The organism is Paenibacillus sp. TY11 (assembly GCF_059772165.1).
This window is the reverse complement of sequence record NZ_JCBAIQ010000002.1, coordinates 153,071-174,247: the sequence shown is the minus strand read 5'-3', so window position 1 is coordinate 174,247 and position 21,177 is coordinate 153,071. Positions and strand designations below refer to the sequence as shown.

Below are 21,177 nucleotides of genomic sequence, written 5' to 3'. Positions count from 1 at the left end.
CCATGTAAACTAGACAACAGATGAACTGAGTAATTAAGGTGGGAACGACATGGACAAGCAAACGAAGACAAGAGTAGCCATTATAGGACTGGGTGGTATTGCTCGTAAAGTGTATTTGCCGTTACTGGCTGCACACGAAGGTGTAGACATCGTAGGTGTCATGAACCGTTCACAGGAGCCGGTTAGTTCTATTATGGAGCAATATAGGTTGCCAAGAGGAACGACGGATGTAAAGGAGATGCTGGCATGGGAACCGGAAGCTGTATTTATACATGCCGCGACCGAAGCCCATTTTGATCTGGTCATGGCGTGTATTGAAAAGGGAATTGCGGTATATGTGGATAAACCGTTGTCCTATGACGTTCGTCAGAATCTGGAAATGACCGCTTTTGCAGAAGCGCAGGCCGTACTGCTGGCGGTAGGCTTTAATCGACGTTTTGCCCCGCATTATGTAGCTGCTAAAGCATGGTTAGAGGAAGCGGGCGGTTTCAGTCAATGTGCGGCGATTAAACACCGAACTGGATATGATCGAAGACCAGCGGCACAGACGGTTTATGATGATTTAATTCACATGCTTGATTTGCTATTGTGGCTGGGTGGCGATGATTATGAGCTGCTGCATAGTAGTCTGGATACGACGAGTGAAGGATATATGGACGCTGCGTTCGGGTCCGTACGTTTGGGTAATGCTACCGGTAGCTACAGTATGAGCAGACAGGCAGGGGCTGACATAGAGAAGCTGGAGCTTCACGGGGGAGGACGGTCTGTTGAAGTAACTAATATGGAACAGGCTGTTTTTATGCAAAAAGATAATTTACCACTAACGCAAGCTTTTGGAAGTTGGGATACGATTTTGGAAAGACGGGGATTCACCGGGGTCGTAAATCATTTTCTGGAGCATATTCATCGTCCGGAGGAATGTGCTGTACGAGCTGGAAAAGTATTGGAAAGCCATATGCTGGCGGACGAACTGATTAGCCGTTTGAGTGATTAAGATGGAACGTCCGAACGGACGATAGTGATCATAACAGTTCAGACATCAAGAAATAGGTTGAAGGAGAAATGAATGAATGGAAGAAGACAATCGTGGTAAACAGCTAGAAGAAGCCATCATCGAAAATTATAAGCAAGAAGAAGATATGATGATCCTTGTGTTTGCGCAATGGTGCATCAACCACGGATTGGAACCAGAGGATTTATATCGTGTAGCGTATCCGCAGCAGGATAGCAACGAGCGTCTGCTACGAGTACGCAAGCTGACCGTATCGCGTGAAGAAGCGGGTGATATTCCGCTGGATACGGTATTAGGGGTACTGTCCATGTTCGGAAATGAGGACTTGGCGATGGTCGTATCCGAGGCGGCTGCCCAGCTTCCGTCGGAACGGAAATAAAGCCAGCCATAATAAAAGATATGCTGTAATCATTCATGGCATCATGGAATCCACTGCATTTACTTAGGACATTGTTGATAGGGAGGGTAAGCTGATGATGGAAGATATACCTGTGCCAAGTACCTGTAAGGGCTGCGAAAGAGATATCACTATATCGGAAGAGCAAATTGCCAGAATTCTAAACAACATGAGACCCAAAATGGAATGTGTAAACGATGAAGTGTACGAAGCCAGACTGTTGGCCTGCTCACAATGCGAAGAGTTAATGTCCGGGCATACATGTGGCATCAGCGGAAGTATTGTTCGTGTACGTGCCTTGGCGGCAACTCAAAACTGTCCCAGTTACCGTGGTTCACGCTGGCAAGGAACGACTTGAAAAGATACAATGCTCAAGCTCGGCTGAACCTGGATTACGGGTTAAAGCAGTCATACCTTAGTCTGCCTTAATGGCAGGCTTTTTGGTTTGATTGGACCTTTTCTTAACGATTGACAAAAAGTAGACAATAAAATATATTAAACACGTGAAATATTTTCATTTAATTATTAATATGTATATTAATCAAATGCTTGCTAGATGTGATGATGCGTAAAAGTTGAGATCGAAAAGAGATCGGTGGTATGAGGAAATTTACATCATTATGAAAGCGTGATCATTCGCGTGAATGCTCCAACAATCTTAATATTTTTGGGGAGGGTTTGTTGTGAAGGGTTCTATTATTGTAAATACCGATTGGGAACAAGGCGTTATTAATAAGAATATTTATGGGCAATTTGCCGAGCATCTTGGCCGATGTATTTATGAAGGCTTATGGGTTGGGCAGGACTCTCCGATTCCGAACACAAACGGAATTCGTAATGATGTGGTGGAAGCGCTGAAAAAGCTGAACATTCCTGTGCTGCGCTGGCCGGGGGGCTGTTTTGCCGATGAATATCATTGGAAAGACGGTATCGGACCGAAAGAAAACCGCAAGAGAATGGTAAATACACACTGGGGTGGTGTGGTTGAAAATAATCATTTTGGCACACATGAGTTTTTTCAATTGTGTGAGCTGTTAGATGCAGAGCCTTATATTTGTGGAAATGTAGGCAGTGGTACAGTTCAGGAAATGTCGGAGTGGGTAGAGTACATGACCTTTGATGGGGAGTCCCCTATGGCTGCATGGCGTCAGGAAAACGGTCGTGAGAAGCCATGGAAGCTCAAATATTTTGGAGTGGGTAACGAAAACTGGGGTTGTGGCGGTAACATGCGCCCAGAATATTATGCCGACCTGTATCGCCGCTATCAGACATATGTCCGTAACTATGGCGATAATCGCATTTATCGGATTGCAGGTGGAGCAAATGTGGATGATTATCGTTGGACCGAAGTGCTGATGCGCGAAGCCGGGCACCTTATGGACGGTTTGAGCCTGCATAACTACACGATCCCAGGTAGCTGGGAAGGGAAACGGCAAGCAATCGGTTTTGATGAGGCGGAATGGTTTGAGACGATGAAAAAATCATTGCGTATGGATGAATTGATTACTCGCCATTCTGCCATTATGGACCAATATGATCCTGACAAACGGGTCGGACTGATCGTCGATGAATGGGGAACCTGGTTCCTGAGCGAGCCGGGTACCAATCCGGGCTTCCTGTATCAACAAAATACGATGCGCGATGCGCTGGTAGCCGGGCTACACCTGCATATTTTCCATGATCACCATGATCGTGTGCAGATGACGAATATTGCTCAAATGGTCAATGTTTTGCAAGCGATGATTCTGACCGAAGGCCCTGCTATGTTGTTGACGCCGACATACCATGTATTTGAAATGTTCAAGGTGCATCAGGATGCACAAGCACTGGCTACTCATGTAAAGATAGGCGATTATGAATATGACGGGGATTCCATCCCACAAGTAAGCGTGTCTGCCTCCAAGGCGCAGGACGGCTATATTCATATAAGCTTATGCAACGTCCATCCGGGCGAGTTGGCAAATTTGAGCCTGAAGCTAAGAGGGCTGGAAGAGGTTAAGAAGATCAGCGGTGTTGTCCTTGCCAGCGACGATATGCAGGCACATAATACGTTTGATCAGCCAGAACGTGTGAAAAAGGAAGCTTTCACATCCTATCAGCTGCAAGGTCAGCATTTGGATGTTATACTGCCACCAATGTCGGTAGTGATGCTGACGATTGCTCCGTAAAAAAGCTAGGTTGTAGTATGTAAGCAGTACCCTCTATATCATTGGTTATGACAAAGAGAGCGTTCAGGCGAACGCTCTCTTTTACCTACAATTGCTCGCGGTGAATCACCCTGAATTCCTTGGGCGACATACCGAAGCGAGAACGAAATACACGGTGAAAATACGTGTAGTTTGCAAATCCTGAAGATTCGGCAGCTTGTTCCAGTGACATAGGACTGAAAATGATTCGCTCTCTCGCCATGTTGAGCCTGATGTCTAGCGTGTACTGCATAATGCTCGTATCGAATGTTTCCTTAAACAGATGTACCGCTCGGGATACGCTGATACCGACGTGTGAAGACACGTCATCCAGCTTGAAGTTAGATGATGCATTTTCTTCAATATAATTTTTAATCTGATAAGCAAGATAGTTATGATGGGTAGCGATAGGATGCTCGGATAGCATACGGTCAAACTCCAAACATAAAATACGAATGTAATAGCTTGATATTTCCGGGTAAGGATTAGAAATACGCCGCTGCTCCATCACAAGCTGACGAAATAGGCCAAGCAGGGCTTCTGTGAGCTGAACCTTAATTCGGTTGGGTCTTTTATGATGATTCCACCACTCATCTACCCAGGGGCCACCGAAAAAAATGTGATAATCTCCGCTTTCCACGACCTGCTCCCCCATGGGGTTCAACTCACTGTGAATATCTAGTTCATAAGGCTCGGTAGGGTTGAATAGCAGCAGGTCACCCGCCTCAATCCGTGTCATTTCCCCGTTAATGCGGGCCTGGCAGCGTCCATCTGTTTGCAGACGGAATAAATAATTTTTGATCCCATCAGGCTGGTTCGAATAAAATGGCTTACGATGGAAGGAATAGCCTGCGGTAAGAACCTGACAAGGCTCGACGATAGACATGATGATGACTCCTTTGGGCATATGGCTGTTTCAAATATTGACCAGATTGTTCATGTTTTAATCATATTATTCATTTTAAACGAAACAGAAATAGAATACTATGTGAACTGTAAAGCTTACATGTTACATGAGAAAGTTCATGTTGGAGGCCAAGGAGTGTGACGACGTGGAACGAATGAAGGCCGGGATTATCGGCTGCGGTAACATTAGCTCGGTATATCTTGAAAATCTCCAAAACAGCCCGCTTATTGAAGTGGTGGCCGTCGCTGATTTACTGGAAGAGAGGGCCAAGGAGAGGGCCGATGAATTCAACATTGAAAACGTATACAAAGTGGATGAGTTGCTACGTCAGCCTGAGATTGAGCTTGTTTTTAATCTGACCGTGCCTGGCAGCCATGCACTGACAGATGTGGCGATACTAGAGGCAGGCAAGCATGTGTACAGTGAAAAACCTTTGGCGGTTTCTTTGGAGGACGGTAAACGCGTTCTGGATTTAGCCAAAGCAAAAAATCTGCGTGTCGGCTGCGCCCCCGATACATTTCTCGGCGCGGGGATTCAGACTGCACGCCATGCCATACAGACTGGAATGATGGGTCAGCCAGTAGCCGCTACTGCCTTTTTAATGGGTAGAGGCCCTGAGTGGTGGCATGAGAATCCGGAATTTTTCTATGCCGCTGGAGGAGGACCGATGTTTGACATGGGGCCTTACTATTTGGCCTCGCTGATCCAAGTGCTGGGGCCGATTCGGCGAATCAGCGGCTCTGTAGGGATTCAGATTCCGGAACGTCATATACATTTCGGTCCCAAAAGCGGCACGCCACTACGGGTGCAAACACCAACGCACTTGGCTGGGACCATGGATTTTCATAACGGAGCCATCGTAACCTTGATCACCAGCTTTGATATCCAGGGAGCATCAGACCTGCCGCGTATTGAAATTTATGGAACGAAAGGGACTTTGAACTTACCGGACCCGAACTTCTTTGACGGGGATGTCAAACTTCGCCGACCTGGCGAGGAAAACGCAGAGCTATTAAAGCCTCTTTTTGAATGCGGGAAAAACGAGCGCGGAATAGGCGCGGGCGAGATGGTGAGAGCCATTCGCAGTGAAAAGAACCATCGTGCCAATGCTGAGCTGGCCTACCATGTGTTAGAAGCCATGCATGCTTTTCAGCGCTCATCATTGGAAGGCAAGCACATTACGTTGGAAAGCACGTTCGAGCCAGACGAGGATTTGTATTATGGAACAGATATAATGGTAAATCCATCCTAATTGAAGAGGTGAAGGGTAATGGCTAAAGTCGGATTGCAATTGTACACAGTTAGGGAAGATCTTGAACAGGATTTTGAAGGTACATTGCGTAAGGTAGCTGAGCTTGGCTATAAAGGGGTAGAATTTCATACCTTTTTCGGACGCAGTGCCAAGGATGTCAGAGCGCTTTTGGATGAACTGAATCTGGAAGTTGTCGGAACTCATGTACAATATACTCGCTTGCTGGATCATTTGGATGAGGAGATTGCATACCACAAAGAATTGGGCAATAAGTACCTGATCGTTCCTTATTTAACCGAGGAACAGCGCCAGTGGGATGAACTTTTTGCTAATCTGAATCGTATTGGTGAAAAAGTGAAGGAACAGGGCTTGATACTGGCTTATCATAATCATGATTTTGAATTGACGGAAAAAATCAATGATCGTCCGGTATTCGATGCTCTATATGACGCGGTTCCCGATGAATTGTTACAGGTCGAAATGGATACTTGTTGGGTATACTATGGGGGCTATAATCCAGTGGAATACATCGGACGTTATCGTGGACGCCTGCCTATCATTCACTTAAAGGATATGGCACGTGACGAGCAGCAAAAAGCAGTTACTGTAGAGCTTGGCAAAGGAGAAGTGCAGCTTCAGGCCATTACAGACGCCGCTATTCAGGCAGGTGTGGATTGGGTCGTCGTGGAACAGGATTTCAGCTCAAATCCTCCAATCGAAAGCATTGAAACCAGCTTTAAGTGGCTCCAACAATACGCAGCTCAAGGAGGAAATATTCATGTCTAAAACACTCAAGGTCGGGATTATTGGTTGTGGCGGAATTGCCAACGGTAAGCACTTGCCGAGTCTTGCCAAACAAAAGCGTGCAGAAATCGTTGCTTTCTGTGACATCATTCAGGAGCGCGCTGAGGAGGCAGCAGAAAAGTTTGGCGTTGAAGGCTCGCAAGTTTATAGCGATTACCGTAAGTTTCTGGAAAATAAAGACATTGAAGTCATACATGTATGTACACCTAACGACTCGCACTCGGAAATTACGGTAGCCGCGCTTGAGGCAGGTAAGCATGTGCTGTGTGAAAAGCCGATGGCCAAAACTGCCGAGCAGGCACGGGAAATGCTCGATGCGGCCAACCGTACAGGTAAAAAGCTGTCCATTGCGTATCAAAACCGTTATCGTGATGACAGTCTGTATCTGAAGCAACTGGTCGAGCAAGGAGAGCTTGGTGAGATTTATCTGGGCAAAGCCATTGCTTTACGCCGCCGCGCGGTTCCGACTTGGGGAGTATTCTTGGATGAGGAGAAGCAGGGCGGTGGCCCGCTTATTGATATTGGCACGCATGCACTCGACCTGACACTCTGGTTAATGGATAATTACAAGCCTAAAAGCGTACTAGGTTCAACCTTCCATAAGCTGGGAGATCGTAAAAATGCGGCAAATGCCTTTGGACCGTGGAATCCTGAGGAATTTAAGGTAGAGGACTCTGCTTTTGGTTTTATTACCATGCAAAATGGAGCTACGATTGTATTGGAATCCAGCTGGGCATTGAACGTTGTAGAGTTTGGCGAAGCCAAGACGCTGTTATGCGGTACCGAAGGCGGAGCCGATATGCAGGATGGATTGCGCATTAACGGGGAAAAGAACAGCCGTTTGTTTGATACGAAAATAGATCTGGATGCAGGCGGTGTGGCCTTTTACTCTGGAGAAACGGAAAATGAAGCAGACCGGGAAGCCCGTCTGTGGATCGAATCTATTCTGGACGACAAAGAACCCCTTGTGAAGCCCGAACAGGCACTGGTTGTTACTGAAATTTTGGAAGCCATCTATGAATCGGCGCGTACGGGGAAAGCTGTTTATTTTGACTAAGCCCGTAATTATCCCGAATAGACCATCATTATAATGAAAGCAGCTTTTTTCACATATGATACAGGGAGGGATTTCTTTTGAAACTTGGAGTATTTATGGTGTTGTTCGGCGGACGTTCACTGGAGGAGGCGCTGGATTATGTGGCTTCTCAAGGATTGAATGCGGTAGAAATCGGTACAGGCGGCAACCCGGGGGATAAGCACTGCAAGCCGGATGAGTTGCTAGAGAATGATACGGCGCTCAAAAATTTCAAAAAAGCAGTAGAGTCCCGGGGACTAACGATTAGTGCGCTTAGCTGTCACGGCAATCCTCTTCATCCGCAAAAGCATTTGGCACAGGCTGATCATGATACGTTTCTTAAAACGGTTCGATTGGCGGAAAAGCTGGAAGTTCCTGTTGTGAACACTTTTTCCGGCTGTCCGGGTGATCACGAAGATGCGAAGTATCCGAACTGGCCCGTGGCTCCGTGGCCCAATGATTTTCAGGAAGTGTTGAAGTGGCAATGGGAGAATAAAATTATTCCTTACTGGACCGAAACGGGGAAATTTGCAGCAGATCATCATGTTAAAATTGGACTGGAGTTACACGGGGGCTTCTCTGTTCATACACCAGCGACCTTGCTTCGTTTGCGTGAAGCGGCGGGAGAGGTCATTGGTGCTAATCTGGATCCGAGCCATATGTGGTGGCAGGGAATTGATCCAGTGCAGGCGGTTCAAATTTTGGGCCGAGAGGGTGCCATTCACCATTTTCATGCCAAGGATACGACGATTGATCCGGTCAATGTAAATAAATACGGACTTACCGATATGCAGGAATATACGAAAATGCTTGATCGCGCATGGCAGTTCCGTACTGTGGGCTATGGGCATGATGTAAAAACCTGGGCAGATATTATTAGTGCTCTGCGTCTGGTGGGGTACGATTATGTAGTGAGTATTGAGCATGAAGATGGTCTCATGTCCGTGGAGGAAGGCTTTACTAAGGCTGTCCACAATCTTCGTCAGGTTCTGATTGAAGAACCGCTGAGCGAGATGTGGTGGGTCTAACCTAATAGGGGGAAATGTTGATGATTAACGTCACCATTTGGAATGAATTTTTGAACGAAAAGTTGAATGATGAAGCTAAACAGATATATCCTGACGGGATACACAAAGCGTTGGCTGACGGCCTGGCAGGCGAGGGATTTGCCATTCGAACAGCTACTCTGCGTGATGATGCCGAGCATGGTTTGGGAGAAGAAATCCTGAATTCCACAGATGTGCTGCTGTGGTGGGGGCATAAAGCCCACGATCAGGTAAGTGATGAAGTTACAGCGCGTGTTGTAAAGCGAGTACAGGAAGGAATGGGCTTGATCGTGCTGCACTCGGGCCATTTTTCCAAGCCATTTAAAGCCCTAATGGGCACCAGTTGTGATCTGAAATGGAGAGTAGCAGGCGAACAGGAGATTATTTGGTCGGTAAATCCGTCGCACCCCATTGCAGAAGGCATAGACGCTAAAATTCTGTTGGAGCAGGAAGAGATGTATGGCGAGTTCTTTGATATCCCTGCGCCGGATGAACTGGTATTTGTTAGCAACTTTGAAGGCGGCGAAGTATTTAGAACTGGATGTACCTTCCGTCGAGGCAGTGGTAAAATATTTTATTTCCGTCCAGGTCATGAAACGTATCCAACCTATTACCAGCCTGATATTTTGAAGGTCATTGCTAACAGCATCCGTTGGACTTCTCCGACAGGCATCAATAAACCAATATATGGTAGAAGTGAACCAGTAAGGCCTCTCGGTGGAGTGCTGGTATAATTACAATCATCACATTTTGATGAGTTCTATAATAAACAGGTTGACAGGCGGAACCTCTAGGGATTCCGCCTGTTTGTATTTAACGATTTAGACATATACCTGCCGCGTTGGTTTGTTGTATAATCAGTTTTGGTCATGGCAACTTTATCGGTGAAGGTATTTAATTTAAGAAGAAAGTGTTTTCTTTCGGGATAAAGTATGCTAAAATGATATATACTAACAAAAGGAAAGCTTTATCAAACCGAAATGCAAAAGAAGGTGAAAAATTTGGAGAGTCAACCGCAATTTACAAAAATGTGTCCGCGTTTTGAAACCGCCTTTTCATGTCTGGGCAAGCGTTGGAACGGATTGATTATTCAATCCATGATGAGCGGTCCCAAGCGGTTTAAGGATATTTCCAATCTGATTCCCACAATGAGTGACAAAATGTTATCAGAGCGGATGAAGGATTTGGAAAATGAGGGAATCCTTACACGTCATGTATATCCGGAAACTCCTGTCCGCATTGAATACGAGCTAACAACCAAAGGCCGTGCACTTGAGCCGGTTATGGAACAGATTCAATTTTGGGCTGAGGAATGGATTAGATGAGCACCAAACTAAATAAGCGTTTCTCATAGCAAAACAGCCTTTTTCTAGGAAAAAGGCTGTTTTTTTATTTTGTGTATAGGCCTATATTACCCATTTCACAGAAATGATGTACATAGGTAGTACGGCTTAATAACCTTTGGCGCGCCCTGCAACTGAGAATAATCCGGCTGTTGTACGGCGGGGCACACGGGTTTGAATATCCAGTGCGGCCGAGCGGAATGTACCCAGGCACGAATGGCAAAGTCTTCCTGCGTAAATGGGTGAATGGCAGGACTCGCAAGGATAATCAAGCTGGCTGTATGTGGAGGGAAACTTGCCTGCTCTTACCCAGTCTGTGAGCAAATCCATAGGTGTGCCAGTTACATCACTGAGCTGGCGGGTGTGAGTAGAGGGATGCTTCCACAAATAGTTAGAACAGCGGTCCAAAAATGTATTTTCTTCCTGAGTACAAGTACTGCACAGGTTTCTGAGATTTTGACGGAAAACGGAACCACATTTTGGGCAATTCGCAGTATGTATCTCCATAGAAACCAGTCCTTTATATCGATATATAGTGAATATTTTAAATTTACTAGTTACATATTACTATGACTTTATACCCACATCAATCTTTATTTAAAGAATTGCTAATCTTTAAGTGTATGTTTAAGTCTGTATTGACATAACCTTGTTACTTATGTAATATAACTTACATAAAGTTACTTGTTGAATAAAATAAATTAGTGAATAATAAGGGGATTTTTATATGATGCCATCTTTATTTTTGGCCCACGGGTCACCGATGCTTGCTATTGAACAGACGGACTATACTGCATTTTTAGAACAATTGGGGAAAAGGATTCGCCCTAAGGCTATTGTTATCTTTACTGCTCACTGGGAAACGCAAGTGTTGACGATCAGTTCGATGGATGACGTGTACGGTACAATTTATGATTTTGGCGGTTTCCCACCAGAACTGTACGCGGTGAAATATCCTGCACATGGTTCTGTGGAACTGGCCAATAAGCTAAAAAAATTATATGAACAAAAGGGCATCGACGTACAAACTGATCGGGTGAGGGGACTGGATCATGGCTCCTGGACATTGTTGTATCGTATGTATCCTGAGGCAGACATTCCGATAGTTCAGATTTCTGTAAATCCATACCTTTCGCCCAAAGCACAATATGCCATTGGTGAAGTGCTGCGCGGACTGGGAGAACAGGATATTCTGGTCATTGGAAGTGGAGTGACTGTCCATAATCTGCGTATCGTCAAATGGGAAGAAACGAAAACAGAGCCTTGGGCTATTGATTTTGATGACTGGATTATTGAAAAAGTGCAAAGTGGAGATATAGAGGATTTGGATCGCTATGAAAGCGAAGCGCCGTATGCTCGCCAGGCGGTACCAAGAGCAGAGCACTTTGTACCATTGTTTATTGCAATGGGGAGCGGAAATCCGGCAAACAAAGCCAAGGTCATCCACAGAAGCTATGAGATGGGGAATTTAAGTTATCTATGCTTGCAGTTTTAAAAAGTGTGTCGCCGGAAGAAGGATTATTGTTTGGCGCTTCACTACTGCCCACCTTTATAAGAGGGGGGAGTGGAATTAAAGTAGGGAGTGTTATAAGCTAATAATGGCTTTAACACTCCCTTTTACACAAAAAACTATTTAGTATATCTGGCAAATATTATATCCGGCAAATCTCACGCGGACACAATTCACAATGACATACGCCTTGCAGCATTTCCAAATCCTTGACAACAATCATGCCATTATCATATTCAACTGCATTTTTCTTACGCAAATCACTAAGCATCCGGTTTACGCTTTCCCGAGTGGCACCGATCATATTTGATAAGTCAGTATGAGTAATTTTTTTATGAATCAGGATATGTTCGCCGTGAGGCTCACCATAGGTGTTGCACAGTCGGATGAGTGTGGAACATAGAGCGCCGGGCTTACCGTACATCATCAGATCGCGGAACTTTGTCTGAGTAATGCGGTGGTGCGACCCCATCCATTTCATAAAGTCAATCGCAAAATCACAATGCTGACAAATAAGCAGCTCAAGGTCTGTATGATCGATGACGCCAATATCGCTGTCCTCCAGAACCTCAGCAGAAAAGGAGTGCTTGGTGCCGAAAAATGGATCGGCTTGACCAACAAGATCGCCGCTTTGATACATATATAGAATAAGTTCCTTACCCTCATCCGTTGTTTTGGTTACTTTCACGCGTCCGCGCTTAATATAAAACAGCTTATCCGCTGTATCTCCTTCCCAGAACAGATGTGAGCTTTCTGGCATGACTCGATCTTTCATCATGACTTGCAGTCGGTTGAAGCTGGCCTCCGAGAAGCAACAGGTGTTACCGCGGGTTTCCATTACATTTGTAGGGTTTCTCATCGTCCATTTCCCCTTTGTATCCTATGTTTTTTATCTGCAACTTGATCAATTCAAATTCATTATATACCTGTGCTATGCGTTTTTGGGGCAAGAAGAGGGGGTAAAAGTGGCAGATTTTCAAACTTTGTGATTTAATTCACTTCATAAAATAAAATTTTAAATAGATTGTGAAAAAAATCACAATATATCTTGAAAACCTGTGTTACGATCAGTGCGTGAACAAGAGATAGTACACGAGATAACAGGAGGATGAGGGAAATGGCTGTTAAAAACGAGGTTATCCAAAAAGAGCAAAGCGCAGAGCAGTATATTCAAACGCTGATTGACCGGGCGAACCGGGCACAGCAAGCTTTCATGAGTATGAATCAGGAGCAGATTGACGAAATCGTACAAGCTATGGCACTCGCAGGGATGGATAAACACATGTACCTGGCGAAGTTGGCTGTTGAAGAAACAGGACGCGGTGTGTACGAGGACAAAATCACCAAAAACATGTTTGCAACAGAATATATCTATCATAGTATCAAAAATGAAAAAACCGTCGGTGTCATTGAGGACAATGATTTTGACAGTTTTCAAAAGATAGCAGAGCCAGTCGGCATTATCATGGGGATCACTCCAGTGACAAACCCGACTTCGACTACGATGTTCAAAGCGTTGATTGCCATTAAAACACGTAACCCAATCATTTTCGGTTTCCATCCATCTGCTCAATCGTGTAGTGCGGAAGCAGCCCGCGTCTTGCTCGAAGCAGCTGTTAAACATGGTGCTCCAGCTGATTGTATTCAATGGATTGAAGCACCTTCGATGGATAAGACCAATGTACTGATGAACCACCCTGATGTGGCGCTGATTCTGGCAACTGGTGGATCAGGCATGGTTAAGGCGGCATATAGCTGCGGTAAACCTGCTCTGGGTGTAGGCCCAGGTAACGTGCCTTGCTTTATTGAAAAAACAGCAGACATCAAGCAGGCCGTGAACGATCTCATCCTCTCTAAATCTTTTGACAACGGTATGATTTGTGCTTCCGAGCAAGCGGTTATTATCGAAGAGCCAATCTTCGAACAAGTGAAAAAATTGATGATCGCTAACGGCTGCTATTTTGTAAATAAAGAAGAAGCAGCTAAGCTCACTCAAGGAGCTATGAATGTCGAGAAATGTGCAGTGAACCCAGCAATCGTCGGGCAGTCTGCTGTGAAAATTGCTGAAATGAGTGGTATTACAGTACCAGCAGGAACTAAAATTTTGGTCGCTGAGATTGAAGGTGTGGGAACAAAATTCCCATTGTCTGCGGAAAAATTGAGTCCTGTATTGGCTTGCTATAAAGTAAAAAATGCGGAACAAGGTATTCAGCGGGCTGCTGAAGTCGTGGAATTCGGGGGCATGGGCCACTCGTCCGCTATTCATTCGAACGATGAGGACGTTATCGCTCGCTTCGCAAACCGTCTGCAAACAGGACGTATCATTGTAAATGCACCTTCCACACATGGTGCGATTGGCGACATGTACAACACCAACCTTCCTTCGTTGACACTCGGTTGCGGTTCGTACGGTCGTAATTCGACTTCGTCGAACGTATCGGCAGTCAATTTGATTAATGTGAAAAGGGTGGCGAAACGGACGGTGAATATGCAATGGTTCAAAGTACCTTCCAAAATCTATTTTGAGAAAAACTCGACACAGTATCTTGCTAAAATGCCTGATATCACACGTGTAGCCATTATCACGGACCCTATGATGGTACAACTGGGATATGTAGATCGTGTTATTCATTATCTGCATCAACGCCAAACACCGGTAGCTATCGAAGTGTTCTCTGAAGTAGAGCCAGATCCATCGACAGTTACGGTAGAACGTGGTACAGAAATGATGAGACGTTTCCAACCGGATTGCATCATCGCACTGGGCGGCGGCTCGCCAATGGATGCAGCTAAAGGCATGTGGATGTTCTATGAATATCCAGATACTGATTTCAATAACTTAAAACAAAAATTTATGGATATCCGTAAACGGATTTACAAATACCCACGTCTGGGTCAAAAAGCACAATTTGTAGCTATCCCTACAACCTCGGGTACAGGTTCGGAAGTTACATCGTTCGCAGTAATTACGGACAAAAACCTGGGCAACACGAAGTACCCGCTGGCTGACTATGAGTTGACTCCTGATGTGGCAATTATTGACCCTGTGTTTGTATATTCGCTGCCTAAAACAGCTGTAGCGGATACAGGTATGGACGTTCTGACACATGCCATCGAGGCTTACGTGTCCGTAATGGCTAACGACTATACAGACGGTCTGGCGATTAAAGCCATTCAATTGGTATTCCAATACCTGGAGCAATCGGCTCTGACCGGTGACAAGCTGGCTCGCGAAAAAATGCATAATGCTTCTACACTCGCAGGTATGGCGTTTGCTAATGCATTCTTGGGCATTAACCACAGTCTTGCACATAAATGGGGCGGACAATACCATACAGCGCATGGCCGCACGAATGCCATTTTGATGCCGCACGTCATTCGCTATAATGCGAAAAAACCGACAAAATTTGCTTCATTCCCTAAATATTCGCACTTTGTTGCGGATGAGCGTTATGCAGAAATCGCGCGCATACTGGGACTGCCTGCACGCACCACTGAAGAAGGGGTTAACAGCTTGATTGACGCGATCCGTAAGATGAACAAAACACTCGGTATCGAGGAATCGTTCCAACAAATCGGTTTCGATGCGAAGGATTTTGAAGCACACGTAGACTATCTGGCTGACCGCGCCTTTGAGGATCAATGTACAACTGCGAATCCAAAGTTGCCGCTGGTTACCGAGTTGGCTGATGTATACCGCAATGCCTTCTACGGACGTTTTGACCAATAATATAATAGATACGAAGAGGCTTGTGACAAAGCATTTTCCCATTCAATACCGATGCAGGCTCTCTATATAGAGGGCCTGTTGGTTTGGGAAGGGAGGTGAACGGCAAGGCTAAAGGTACAGGCGTGAAGCTAGGGAAAATAAAGTGATAAAAATCACTCATATTGTGATTTTTGTCACATACTACACTCTATCATTATTCTACAATAAGGGTGTAAGAAAGGTCCCGACACTGAGCGTAAGGCATCGGTGAAAAGGCCGGGCTCAAGAAATAGTTTTTTCGTGAAAAAAATCACAAGTCCGGAAGACCAAACAATTTGGAGGGATTTACATGTCGGTGATTGAGAGAGAATTACAAGAGCAACAATCTGGCTGGAGAGGTTTTAAAAAAGGCAAATGGACTAAAGAAGTCAACGTCAACGATTTTATTGAAACAAATATCTTACCTTATGTTGGCAATGAAGAATTTTTGGTTGGTCCTACCGCCAACACAACTGCACTGTGGGATATTGTATCCGATCTTACCAAAAAAGAGTTGGCAAACGGCGGCGTGCTTGATGTAGACGTGAATACGCCATCCACTATTATTTCACATAAGCCGGGCTATCTGGACCGGGATAAAGAACAAATTGTCGGTGTACAAACAGATGCTCCATTCAAACGCTCTTTGCAGCCGTTTGGCGGAATCCGGATGATGATCGACGCATGCAAAGCCTATGGTTTTGAAGTACCGCAAAGCATTGTTGATATTTTCACTCATATTCGTAAAACGCATAACCAAGGTGTATTTGATGCTTATACAGATGAAATGAGAGCAGCTCGTAAAGCTGGTATCATTACTGGCCTGCCAGATGCATACGGTCGTGGTCGTATTATCGGTGACTATCGTCGTGTAGCTCTGTATGGTGCAGACTTCTTGATCCAAGATAAAAAGCTTCAACTGAAAAGCCTTGAAGTTGATTCCATGGAAGAAGACGTAATTCGTCTGCGTGAGGAAATTTCCGAACAAATTCGTGCTTTGAATGAACTGAAACAAATGGCTGCTGAGCACGGTTTTGATATCTCAAAACCTGCTAACAATGCGAAAGAAGCTTTCCAATGGGTGTATTTTGGATATCTCGCAGCAATCAAAGAACAAAATGGCGCAGCAATGTCCTTAGGACGTGTATCTTCCTTCCTTGATATTTACTCTCAACGTGATTTGGAAGAGGGTACAATGACAGAAGAACAAGCTCAAGAACTGGTCGATCATTTTGTTATGAAATTGCGTATTGTTAAGTTCTTGCGCACACCTGATTATAATGAGCTGTTCAGTGGAGATCCAACTTGGGTTACTGAGTCCATTGGTGGTATGTCTGTAAGTGGAGAAACTCGGGTAACTAAAAACAGCTTCCGTTTCCTGCACACCCTGTACAACCTGGGACCTGCACCGGAACCGAACCTGACCGTACTGTGGTCGGAAAAACTGCCTGAAGGTTTCAAAAAATATTGTGCAAAAGTATCCATTGAAACTAGCTCCATTCAGTACGAGAATGATGATCTGATGCGTCCGATTTATGGAGACGATTATGGTATTGCTTGTTGTGTATCGGCAATGAAAATCGGTAAACAAATGCAATTCTTTGGTGCTCGTGCCAACTTGGCAAAAGCTCTGTTGTATGCAATCAACGGTGGTAAGGATGAAAAATCTGGCGTCCAAGTAGGTCCTGAATTCCCAGCCATTACAAGTGAAGTGCTGGATTATGAAGAAGTGTTGAGCCGCTTCAAACCTATGATGGAATGGTTGGCAAAACTGTACATGAACACTTTGAATGTTATTCACTACATGCATGATAAATATAGCTACGAACGCATTGAAATGGCGTTGCATGACCGTGATATTCTCCGTACCATGGCTTGTGGTATTGCTGGTCTGTCAGTTGCTACCGACTCCTTGAGCGCCATTAAATATGCAAAAGTTAAACCAATCCGTAACGAAAAAGGGATTGCCGTCGACTTTGAAATCGAAGGCGAATATCCTTGCTACGGTAACAACGATGACCGTGTAGATAACATCGCTGTAGAACTGGTAGAGAGCTTCATGAGCATGATTCGCAAGCATAAAGCTTATCGGAATGCGGTTCCTACTCAATCTGTACTGACCATTACTTCTAACGTGGTGTACGGTAAGAAAACAGGTACAACACCGGATGGACGTAAAGCAGGCGAACCGTTCGCACCAGGTGCAAACCCGATGCATGGCCGTGATAAAAAAGGTGCTTTGGCATCTCTGAGTTCCGTCGCCAAATTGCCTTATGAACACAGTCTGGATGGTATTTCGAATACCTTCTCCATCGTTCCTAAAGCACTGGGTAAAGAAGAAGAAACACGCAAAACAAACCTTGTTTCGATGATGGATGGCTACTTTGGAAGCCACGCACATCATCTGAATGTCAATGTGTTTGCTCGTGAACAACTGCTGGATGCAATGGAACACCCAGAAAACTATCCACAGCTTACGATTCGTGTTTCTGGTTATGCCGTTAACTTTATCAAGCTGACTCGTGAACAACAGTTGGATGTTATTAACCGTACTTTCCACGGTACAATGTAAATAAGCTTTACGTATCATATATTACAATGACGCACGCATAGCGGATGCGGGAAGGATGATGCAACATGTTGAAAGGCCACATACACTCATTGGAAACCTTCGGGACCGTCGATGGTCCCGGCATCCGCTTCGTGCTCTTTATGCAAGGATGCTTGTTGAAATGTCAATATTGCCATAACCCGGACACTTGGGCCTTGAATGAAGGTAATCCGATGACCTTGGAGGAGGTATTGGCTGAAATTGAGCCGTATTTAGCCTATTATCGTTCTTCAGGAGGCGGATTGACCGTATCCGGTGGAGAACCGACACTGCAAGCTCATTTTGTAGCAGAGCTGTTCAAAGAAGTGAAACGTCGCTGGAATTTGCACACGACACTGGACAGTAACGGCTTTAATGATGCGGGTCGTATCCATGATCTTCTGGACGTAACAGACTTGGTGCTACTGGATATTAAGCATATCGACAACGACAAGCATATTAAGCTTACAGGCAAGTCCAACGACCGTATGCTAAGTACGGCCCGCTGGTTGTCTGAGCAAGGGCGCAAAATGTGGATTAGACACGTATTTGTACCGGGTATTCATGATGACGAGCAAGATCTATTGAATTTGGGCCGGTTTATCGGAACGTTGAACGGAGTCGAGAAATTCGAAATTTTACCTTACCATCAAATGGGTGTTTACAAATGGGAAATGCTCGGAAAGGCGTATCCGCTGGAAGGAGTTCCGTCTCCTACAGATGAAGAAGTTCAACGTGCTTACCGACTCATTGAAGAGGGTCGTCTGGAGACTGCAGGAACGAATGCTATCTGTCGTCCATCATAATGTAATGGTCCAGAAGCTATTTTCTGGTTATGAAGCCGCCGCCACATCAGGTCAGATGGGAGGCGGTTTTTTGTTGTTGAATTTTTTGCAGTCACAGGAGAATGTTCCCTTTTTTTCATGATCAGCAAAATTCCCAGCAACTTTTTAACAACTGGCGCGTCTAATAGTATGACTTTTTACGGGAATGATAATAATTTGGTGATAGAAGGAGACAGACAATGAATTTCAAGAAATGGACCATGCTCACCGCGCTTGCGGTAGCTCAGGTGGCCGCAGTAGCCCCTGTAGGAGCAGAAGCAGCATCAACAACTGTTCAATCCACCGATTCGGTTAGCGCACAGCAGGCTCAGGCCAATGTTGCTGATTCCGGCGTTCAGAATAGCATCGGAGATCAAGTTGGAACAGGCACACAAAATGACACGGTGACACCTAATAACACAGGCGTATCCAATGATCCATTGACTGGCCTGCCTACGGATACAACCAACGGATCGAACGTATCCAATGATGTATACGGTGGAGACGGAACGATCACCAATCCTGGTGGAGCTCCAACATCCATGAATGCCAATCAACTGATTTTGTATTTAAACAGCGCGAAAATGGAACAAAACGGACAGGTATATACGGCAACTCAGCCAATGACCGTGAAGAACGGGGTTTCTTATGTAGCTATCCGTTCGCTGGTCAGTCGTGTCGGTCTTCAGTTTAATTACGACACTGCTACCAAGGAAACCGTTATCACTCAAGGTACAAACGTAATGCGCTTCAAGACTGACAGCAAGATTTACACAGTTAACGGTGAAGCGAGAGAAATGAAGGGCCCTGCTTTCCAACAAAAGAATGTATTTATGGTGCCATTGACCTCCATTACACAGGCATTAAACATTCCTTATACTGTGAATAATACGACAAAACAGGTTGTTCTGGATTTGAATCAAAAACCTAAAGCTTCCTTCACGGTTCAACAAAAAGATATCTATGCGGGCGAAACCCAAGTGACGTATTTGACGAAGGAATCTTCTCCTACAGGTCTTCCGATTGTGAACCAACGTTGGGAAGGTAAGCAGGACGTATTTCAGGAGCCGGGTACATATGTAGTTACCTATTCTGTTCTTGACTCTGCAGGGAACTGGAGTGATCCTTACTCAGTTACAATTACAGTAAGACCGCCAAATCAACCGCCAGTAGCTCTGTTTACAACTGATAAAAAAGAGTACAAAATGGGTGAAAAGATCACCATTACGGATCTGAGTACGGATGATGAGAATGCTATTACTAAGCGTGATTGGGAGAACAAGAAACTTGCCTTCTTCCAACCAGGTGATGTAACAATTACGCTAACCGTGACGGATAAGCACGGCGCACCGAATACCAAAAGCGAAACGATTAAAATAACGAATGAACTGCTGTACAACGAAGATGATTTCAACAAAATCTTCACACCTTATGGTGATAAATATACAGTAGACGGCAGTCAGGTGCCTACCATGGCTACCATTCCTTTGACTAGTACATCTTCACCGCGCCTTCTGATCCGTGCTAACAGCCCGGAACGTGTATTCCAGGACGGAATTGTGTATCAGGAAACCGGATCAGGCAGCACGCGCATACTCGTCCACCATGTAAATGAAACGGGTAGAGATGTGAAAATGTATGTGATTGCGACAAACAACAATATTACTGCTGCCAACCTGAATGTCGAAAATTCCGGTTTTGCCGGACCATCTGAATTTGCAACGGCAGCGGGTAAAGTTTCGATTCAAAAATATTTTCAATCTATGATAGATGGAAGCAAACGTTCTAGTACGGTTCTGAATCCAGGTGAAAGCCGTATTATTTTGCAGGATTTGAACGAGAAAAAAATGAAACAAAAGCAGGTCATTTCTCTCTTATCGGATCTGTACACGGATCAACCAATTCAATACACGGTCATTATGGTGGATGCGAATGCAGATCCTATGACCGTGTTGCCTACTCTGGCAAAACTGCCTAAGGACGGTATTCATAACCGTGGAACGTACGCTAATGCGGATATCTCGCTCAACTATACCGAAGAGGTTGGTAAAACAGCTCAACGTATCGTTCTTGGCGATAATAAGGTAGACCCGAACCTGATTGGTACGGACGGTCTGGACGGCTCTTCTGCTTCCAATGCCGGTAACTTTGGGGTCGTATATAAGGTTAAACTGGATCATGTAGCACCGTATTCTCTGATTACGTTTAACCCGCGTGGAGGCGAATATTCCGGCTATGCGATGGTAAACAATCAGGTTGTGGGTATCCCGACGAACGGCGCTGTATGGGCTCCGAATGAGATGAGTGTGCTGTATCGCACAGGTCATATCGAGGAAAGTGTAGAGATGTATTTCACTGCAGCTGCAGGAAGTAACTTGCCGGTTTCTGTAGTAGTTATGCCTTTGCCAGCTATTAAAAATTAATATGAAATAACCGGTGCTGTTTACCGGCTTAGACTACTTGAGTCTCATCATTCACCGTTT

Annotated in this window: 18 protein-coding genes; 15 read left to right on the top strand and 3 right to left on the bottom strand. The window is 45.0% G+C overall.

The annotated features are described in order from the left end of the window. Positions 1-49: 49 nt before the first annotated feature. From AC6EJC_RS03005 to AC6EJC_RS02990, 4 genes are all read left to right on the top strand, one after another. On the top strand, positions 50-994 hold the full coding sequence (locus AC6EJC_RS03005) for a Gfo/Idh/MocA family protein (protein WP_444952674.1): 945 nt from the start codon (positions 50-52) through the stop codon (positions 992-994). 76 nt (positions 995-1,070) lie between these two features. Further along, positions 1,071-1,391, top strand: coding sequence for a protein YxiS (yxiS, locus tag AC6EJC_RS03000; RefSeq protein WP_444952673.1), 321 nt, complete (start codon positions 1,071-1,073; stop codon positions 1,389-1,391). A gap of 97 nt (positions 1,392-1,488) precedes the next feature. Continuing rightward, positions 1,489-1,767, top strand: coding sequence for a DUF6171 family protein (locus AC6EJC_RS02995; protein WP_444952872.1), 279 nt, complete (start codon positions 1,489-1,491; stop codon positions 1,765-1,767). A 325-nt stretch (positions 1,768-2,092) separates the two neighbouring features. Continuing rightward, positions 2,093-3,577, top strand: a complete 1,485-nt coding sequence (locus tag AC6EJC_RS02990; protein ID WP_444952672.1) for an alpha-N-arabinofuranosidase — start codon at positions 2,093-2,095, stop codon at positions 3,575-3,577. Positions 3,578-3,662: 85 nt separating this feature from the next. On the opposite strand, the gene AC6EJC_RS02985 is transcribed toward AC6EJC_RS02990, so the two are convergent. Then, positions 3,663-4,481 (bottom strand): AraC family transcriptional regulator, encoded by an 819-nt coding sequence (locus AC6EJC_RS02985; protein WP_444952671.1) that lies wholly within the window; start codon positions 4,479-4,481, stop codon positions 3,663-3,665. A gap of 166 nt (positions 4,482-4,647) precedes the next feature. Between AC6EJC_RS02985 and AC6EJC_RS02980 the strand changes: the two genes are divergently transcribed. From AC6EJC_RS02980 to AC6EJC_RS02955, 6 genes are all read left to right on the top strand, one after another. Further along, a complete protein-coding gene (locus tag AC6EJC_RS02980) occupies positions 4,648-5,754 on the top strand; it encodes a Gfo/Idh/MocA family protein (protein WP_444952670.1) in 1,107 nt (368 codons plus the stop codon). A gap of 18 nt (positions 5,755-5,772) precedes the next feature. Then, positions 5,773-6,540, top strand: a complete 768-nt coding sequence (locus AC6EJC_RS02975) for a sugar phosphate isomerase/epimerase family protein (RefSeq protein WP_444952669.1) — start codon at positions 5,773-5,775, stop codon at positions 6,538-6,540. Continuing rightward, positions 6,533-7,615, top strand: coding sequence for a Gfo/Idh/MocA family protein (locus AC6EJC_RS02970; RefSeq protein WP_444952668.1), 1,083 nt, complete (start codon positions 6,533-6,535; stop codon positions 7,613-7,615). The genes AC6EJC_RS02975 and AC6EJC_RS02970 overlap by 8 nt, the downstream gene beginning before the upstream one ends. 77 nt (positions 7,616-7,692) lie before the next feature. Further along, positions 7,693-8,661 (top strand): sugar phosphate isomerase/epimerase family protein, encoded by a 969-nt coding sequence (locus AC6EJC_RS02965; protein ID WP_444952667.1) that lies wholly within the window; start codon positions 7,693-7,695, stop codon positions 8,659-8,661. A gap of 20 nt (positions 8,662-8,681) precedes the next feature. Beyond that, positions 8,682-9,413, top strand: a complete 732-nt coding sequence (locus tag AC6EJC_RS02960) for a ThuA domain-containing protein (protein WP_444952666.1) — start codon at positions 8,682-8,684, stop codon at positions 9,411-9,413. Between the two features lie 246 nt (positions 9,414-9,659). Continuing rightward, complete coding sequence (locus AC6EJC_RS02955) at positions 9,660-10,004, top strand: winged helix-turn-helix transcriptional regulator (protein WP_444952665.1); 345 nt, start codon at positions 9,660-9,662, stop codon at positions 10,002-10,004. A 126-nt stretch (positions 10,005-10,130) separates the two neighbouring features. Here AC6EJC_RS02955 and AC6EJC_RS02950 read toward each other — a convergent pair whose 3' ends face one another. Beyond that, positions 10,131-10,430 (bottom strand): hypothetical protein, encoded by a 300-nt coding sequence (locus AC6EJC_RS02950; protein ID WP_444952664.1) that lies wholly within the window; start codon positions 10,428-10,430, stop codon positions 10,131-10,133. Between the two features lie 319 nt (positions 10,431-10,749). Here AC6EJC_RS02950 and AC6EJC_RS02945 point away from each other — a divergent pair, with 319 nt between their 5' ends. Continuing rightward, positions 10,750-11,517, top strand: coding sequence for a DODA-type extradiol aromatic ring-opening family dioxygenase (locus AC6EJC_RS02945; protein ID WP_444952663.1), 768 nt, complete (start codon positions 10,750-10,752; stop codon positions 11,515-11,517). Between the two features lie 157 nt (positions 11,518-11,674). On the opposite strand, the gene AC6EJC_RS02940 is transcribed toward AC6EJC_RS02945, so the two are convergent. Then, positions 11,675-12,391 (bottom strand): Crp/Fnr family transcriptional regulator, encoded by a 717-nt coding sequence (locus tag AC6EJC_RS02940; protein ID WP_444952662.1) that lies wholly within the window; start codon positions 12,389-12,391, stop codon positions 11,675-11,677. Between the two features lie 258 nt (positions 12,392-12,649). On the opposite strand from AC6EJC_RS02940, the gene adhE reads away from it, so the two are divergent. The 4 genes from adhE (at position 12,650) to AC6EJC_RS02920 (ending at position 21,117) form a co-directional block, all read left to right on the top strand. Further along, a complete protein-coding gene (gene adhE / locus AC6EJC_RS02935; RefSeq protein ID WP_444952661.1) occupies positions 12,650-15,262 on the top strand; it encodes a bifunctional acetaldehyde-CoA/alcohol dehydrogenase in 2,613 nt (870 codons plus the stop codon). Positions 15,263-15,590: 328 nt separating this feature from the next. Then, positions 15,591-17,852 (top strand): formate C-acetyltransferase, encoded by a 2,262-nt coding sequence (gene pflB / locus AC6EJC_RS02930; RefSeq protein ID WP_444952660.1) that lies wholly within the window; start codon positions 15,591-15,593, stop codon positions 17,850-17,852. A gap of 65 nt (positions 17,853-17,917) precedes the next feature. Next, entirely contained in the window at positions 17,918-18,676 is a 759-nt protein-coding gene (gene pflA, locus AC6EJC_RS02925) for a pyruvate formate-lyase-activating protein (protein ID WP_444952659.1), read from the top strand. Positions 18,677-18,894: 218 nt separating this feature from the next. Beyond that, on the top strand, positions 18,895-21,117 hold the full coding sequence (locus tag AC6EJC_RS02920) for a copper amine oxidase N-terminal domain-containing protein (RefSeq protein ID WP_444952658.1): 2,223 nt from the start codon (positions 18,895-18,897) through the stop codon (positions 21,115-21,117). The last annotated feature ends 60 nt before the right edge of the window (positions 21,118-21,177 follow it).

Excerpts from the sequence above, each read along its gene's own strand:
- AC6EJC_RS03005 (WP_444952674.1), top strand. The coding sequence starts at position 50 with ATGGACAAGCAAACGAAGACAAGAGTAGCCATTATAGGACTGGGTGGT.
- yxiS (WP_444952673.1), top strand. The coding sequence starts at position 1,071 with ATGGAAGAAGACAATCGTGGTAAACAGCTAGAAGAAGCCATCATCGAA.
- AC6EJC_RS02995 (WP_444952872.1), top strand. The coding sequence starts at position 1,489 with ATGGAAGATATACCTGTGCCAAGTACCTGTAAGGGCTGCGAAAGAGAT.
- AC6EJC_RS02985 (WP_444952671.1), bottom strand. The coding sequence starts at position 4,481 with ATGTCTATCGTCGAGCCTTGTCAGGTTCTTACCGCAGGCTATTCCTTC.
- AC6EJC_RS02975 (WP_444952669.1), top strand. The coding sequence starts at position 5,773 with ATGGCTAAAGTCGGATTGCAATTGTACACAGTTAGGGAAGATCTTGAA.
- AC6EJC_RS02970 (WP_444952668.1), top strand. The coding sequence starts at position 6,533 with ATGTCTAAAACACTCAAGGTCGGGATTATTGGTTGTGGCGGAATTGCC.
- AC6EJC_RS02960 (WP_444952666.1), top strand. The coding sequence starts at position 8,682 with ATGATTAACGTCACCATTTGGAATGAATTTTTGAACGAAAAGTTGAAT.
- AC6EJC_RS02955 (WP_444952665.1), top strand. The coding sequence starts at position 9,660 with ATGCAAAAGAAGGTGAAAAATTTGGAGAGTCAACCGCAATTTACAAAA.
- AC6EJC_RS02945 (WP_444952663.1), top strand. The coding sequence starts at position 10,750 with ATGATGCCATCTTTATTTTTGGCCCACGGGTCACCGATGCTTGCTATT.
- AC6EJC_RS02940 (WP_444952662.1), bottom strand. The coding sequence starts at position 12,391 with ATGAGAAACCCTACAAATGTAATGGAAACCCGCGGTAACACCTGTTGC.
- adhE (WP_444952661.1), top strand. The coding sequence starts at position 12,650 with ATGGCTGTTAAAAACGAGGTTATCCAAAAAGAGCAAAGCGCAGAGCAG.
- pflB (WP_444952660.1), top strand. The coding sequence starts at position 15,591 with ATGTCGGTGATTGAGAGAGAATTACAAGAGCAACAATCTGGCTGGAGA.
- pflA (WP_444952659.1), top strand. The coding sequence starts at position 17,918 with ATGTTGAAAGGCCACATACACTCATTGGAAACCTTCGGGACCGTCGAT.
- AC6EJC_RS02920 (WP_444952658.1), top strand. The coding sequence starts at position 18,895 with ATGAATTTCAAGAAATGGACCATGCTCACCGCGCTTGCGGTAGCTCAG.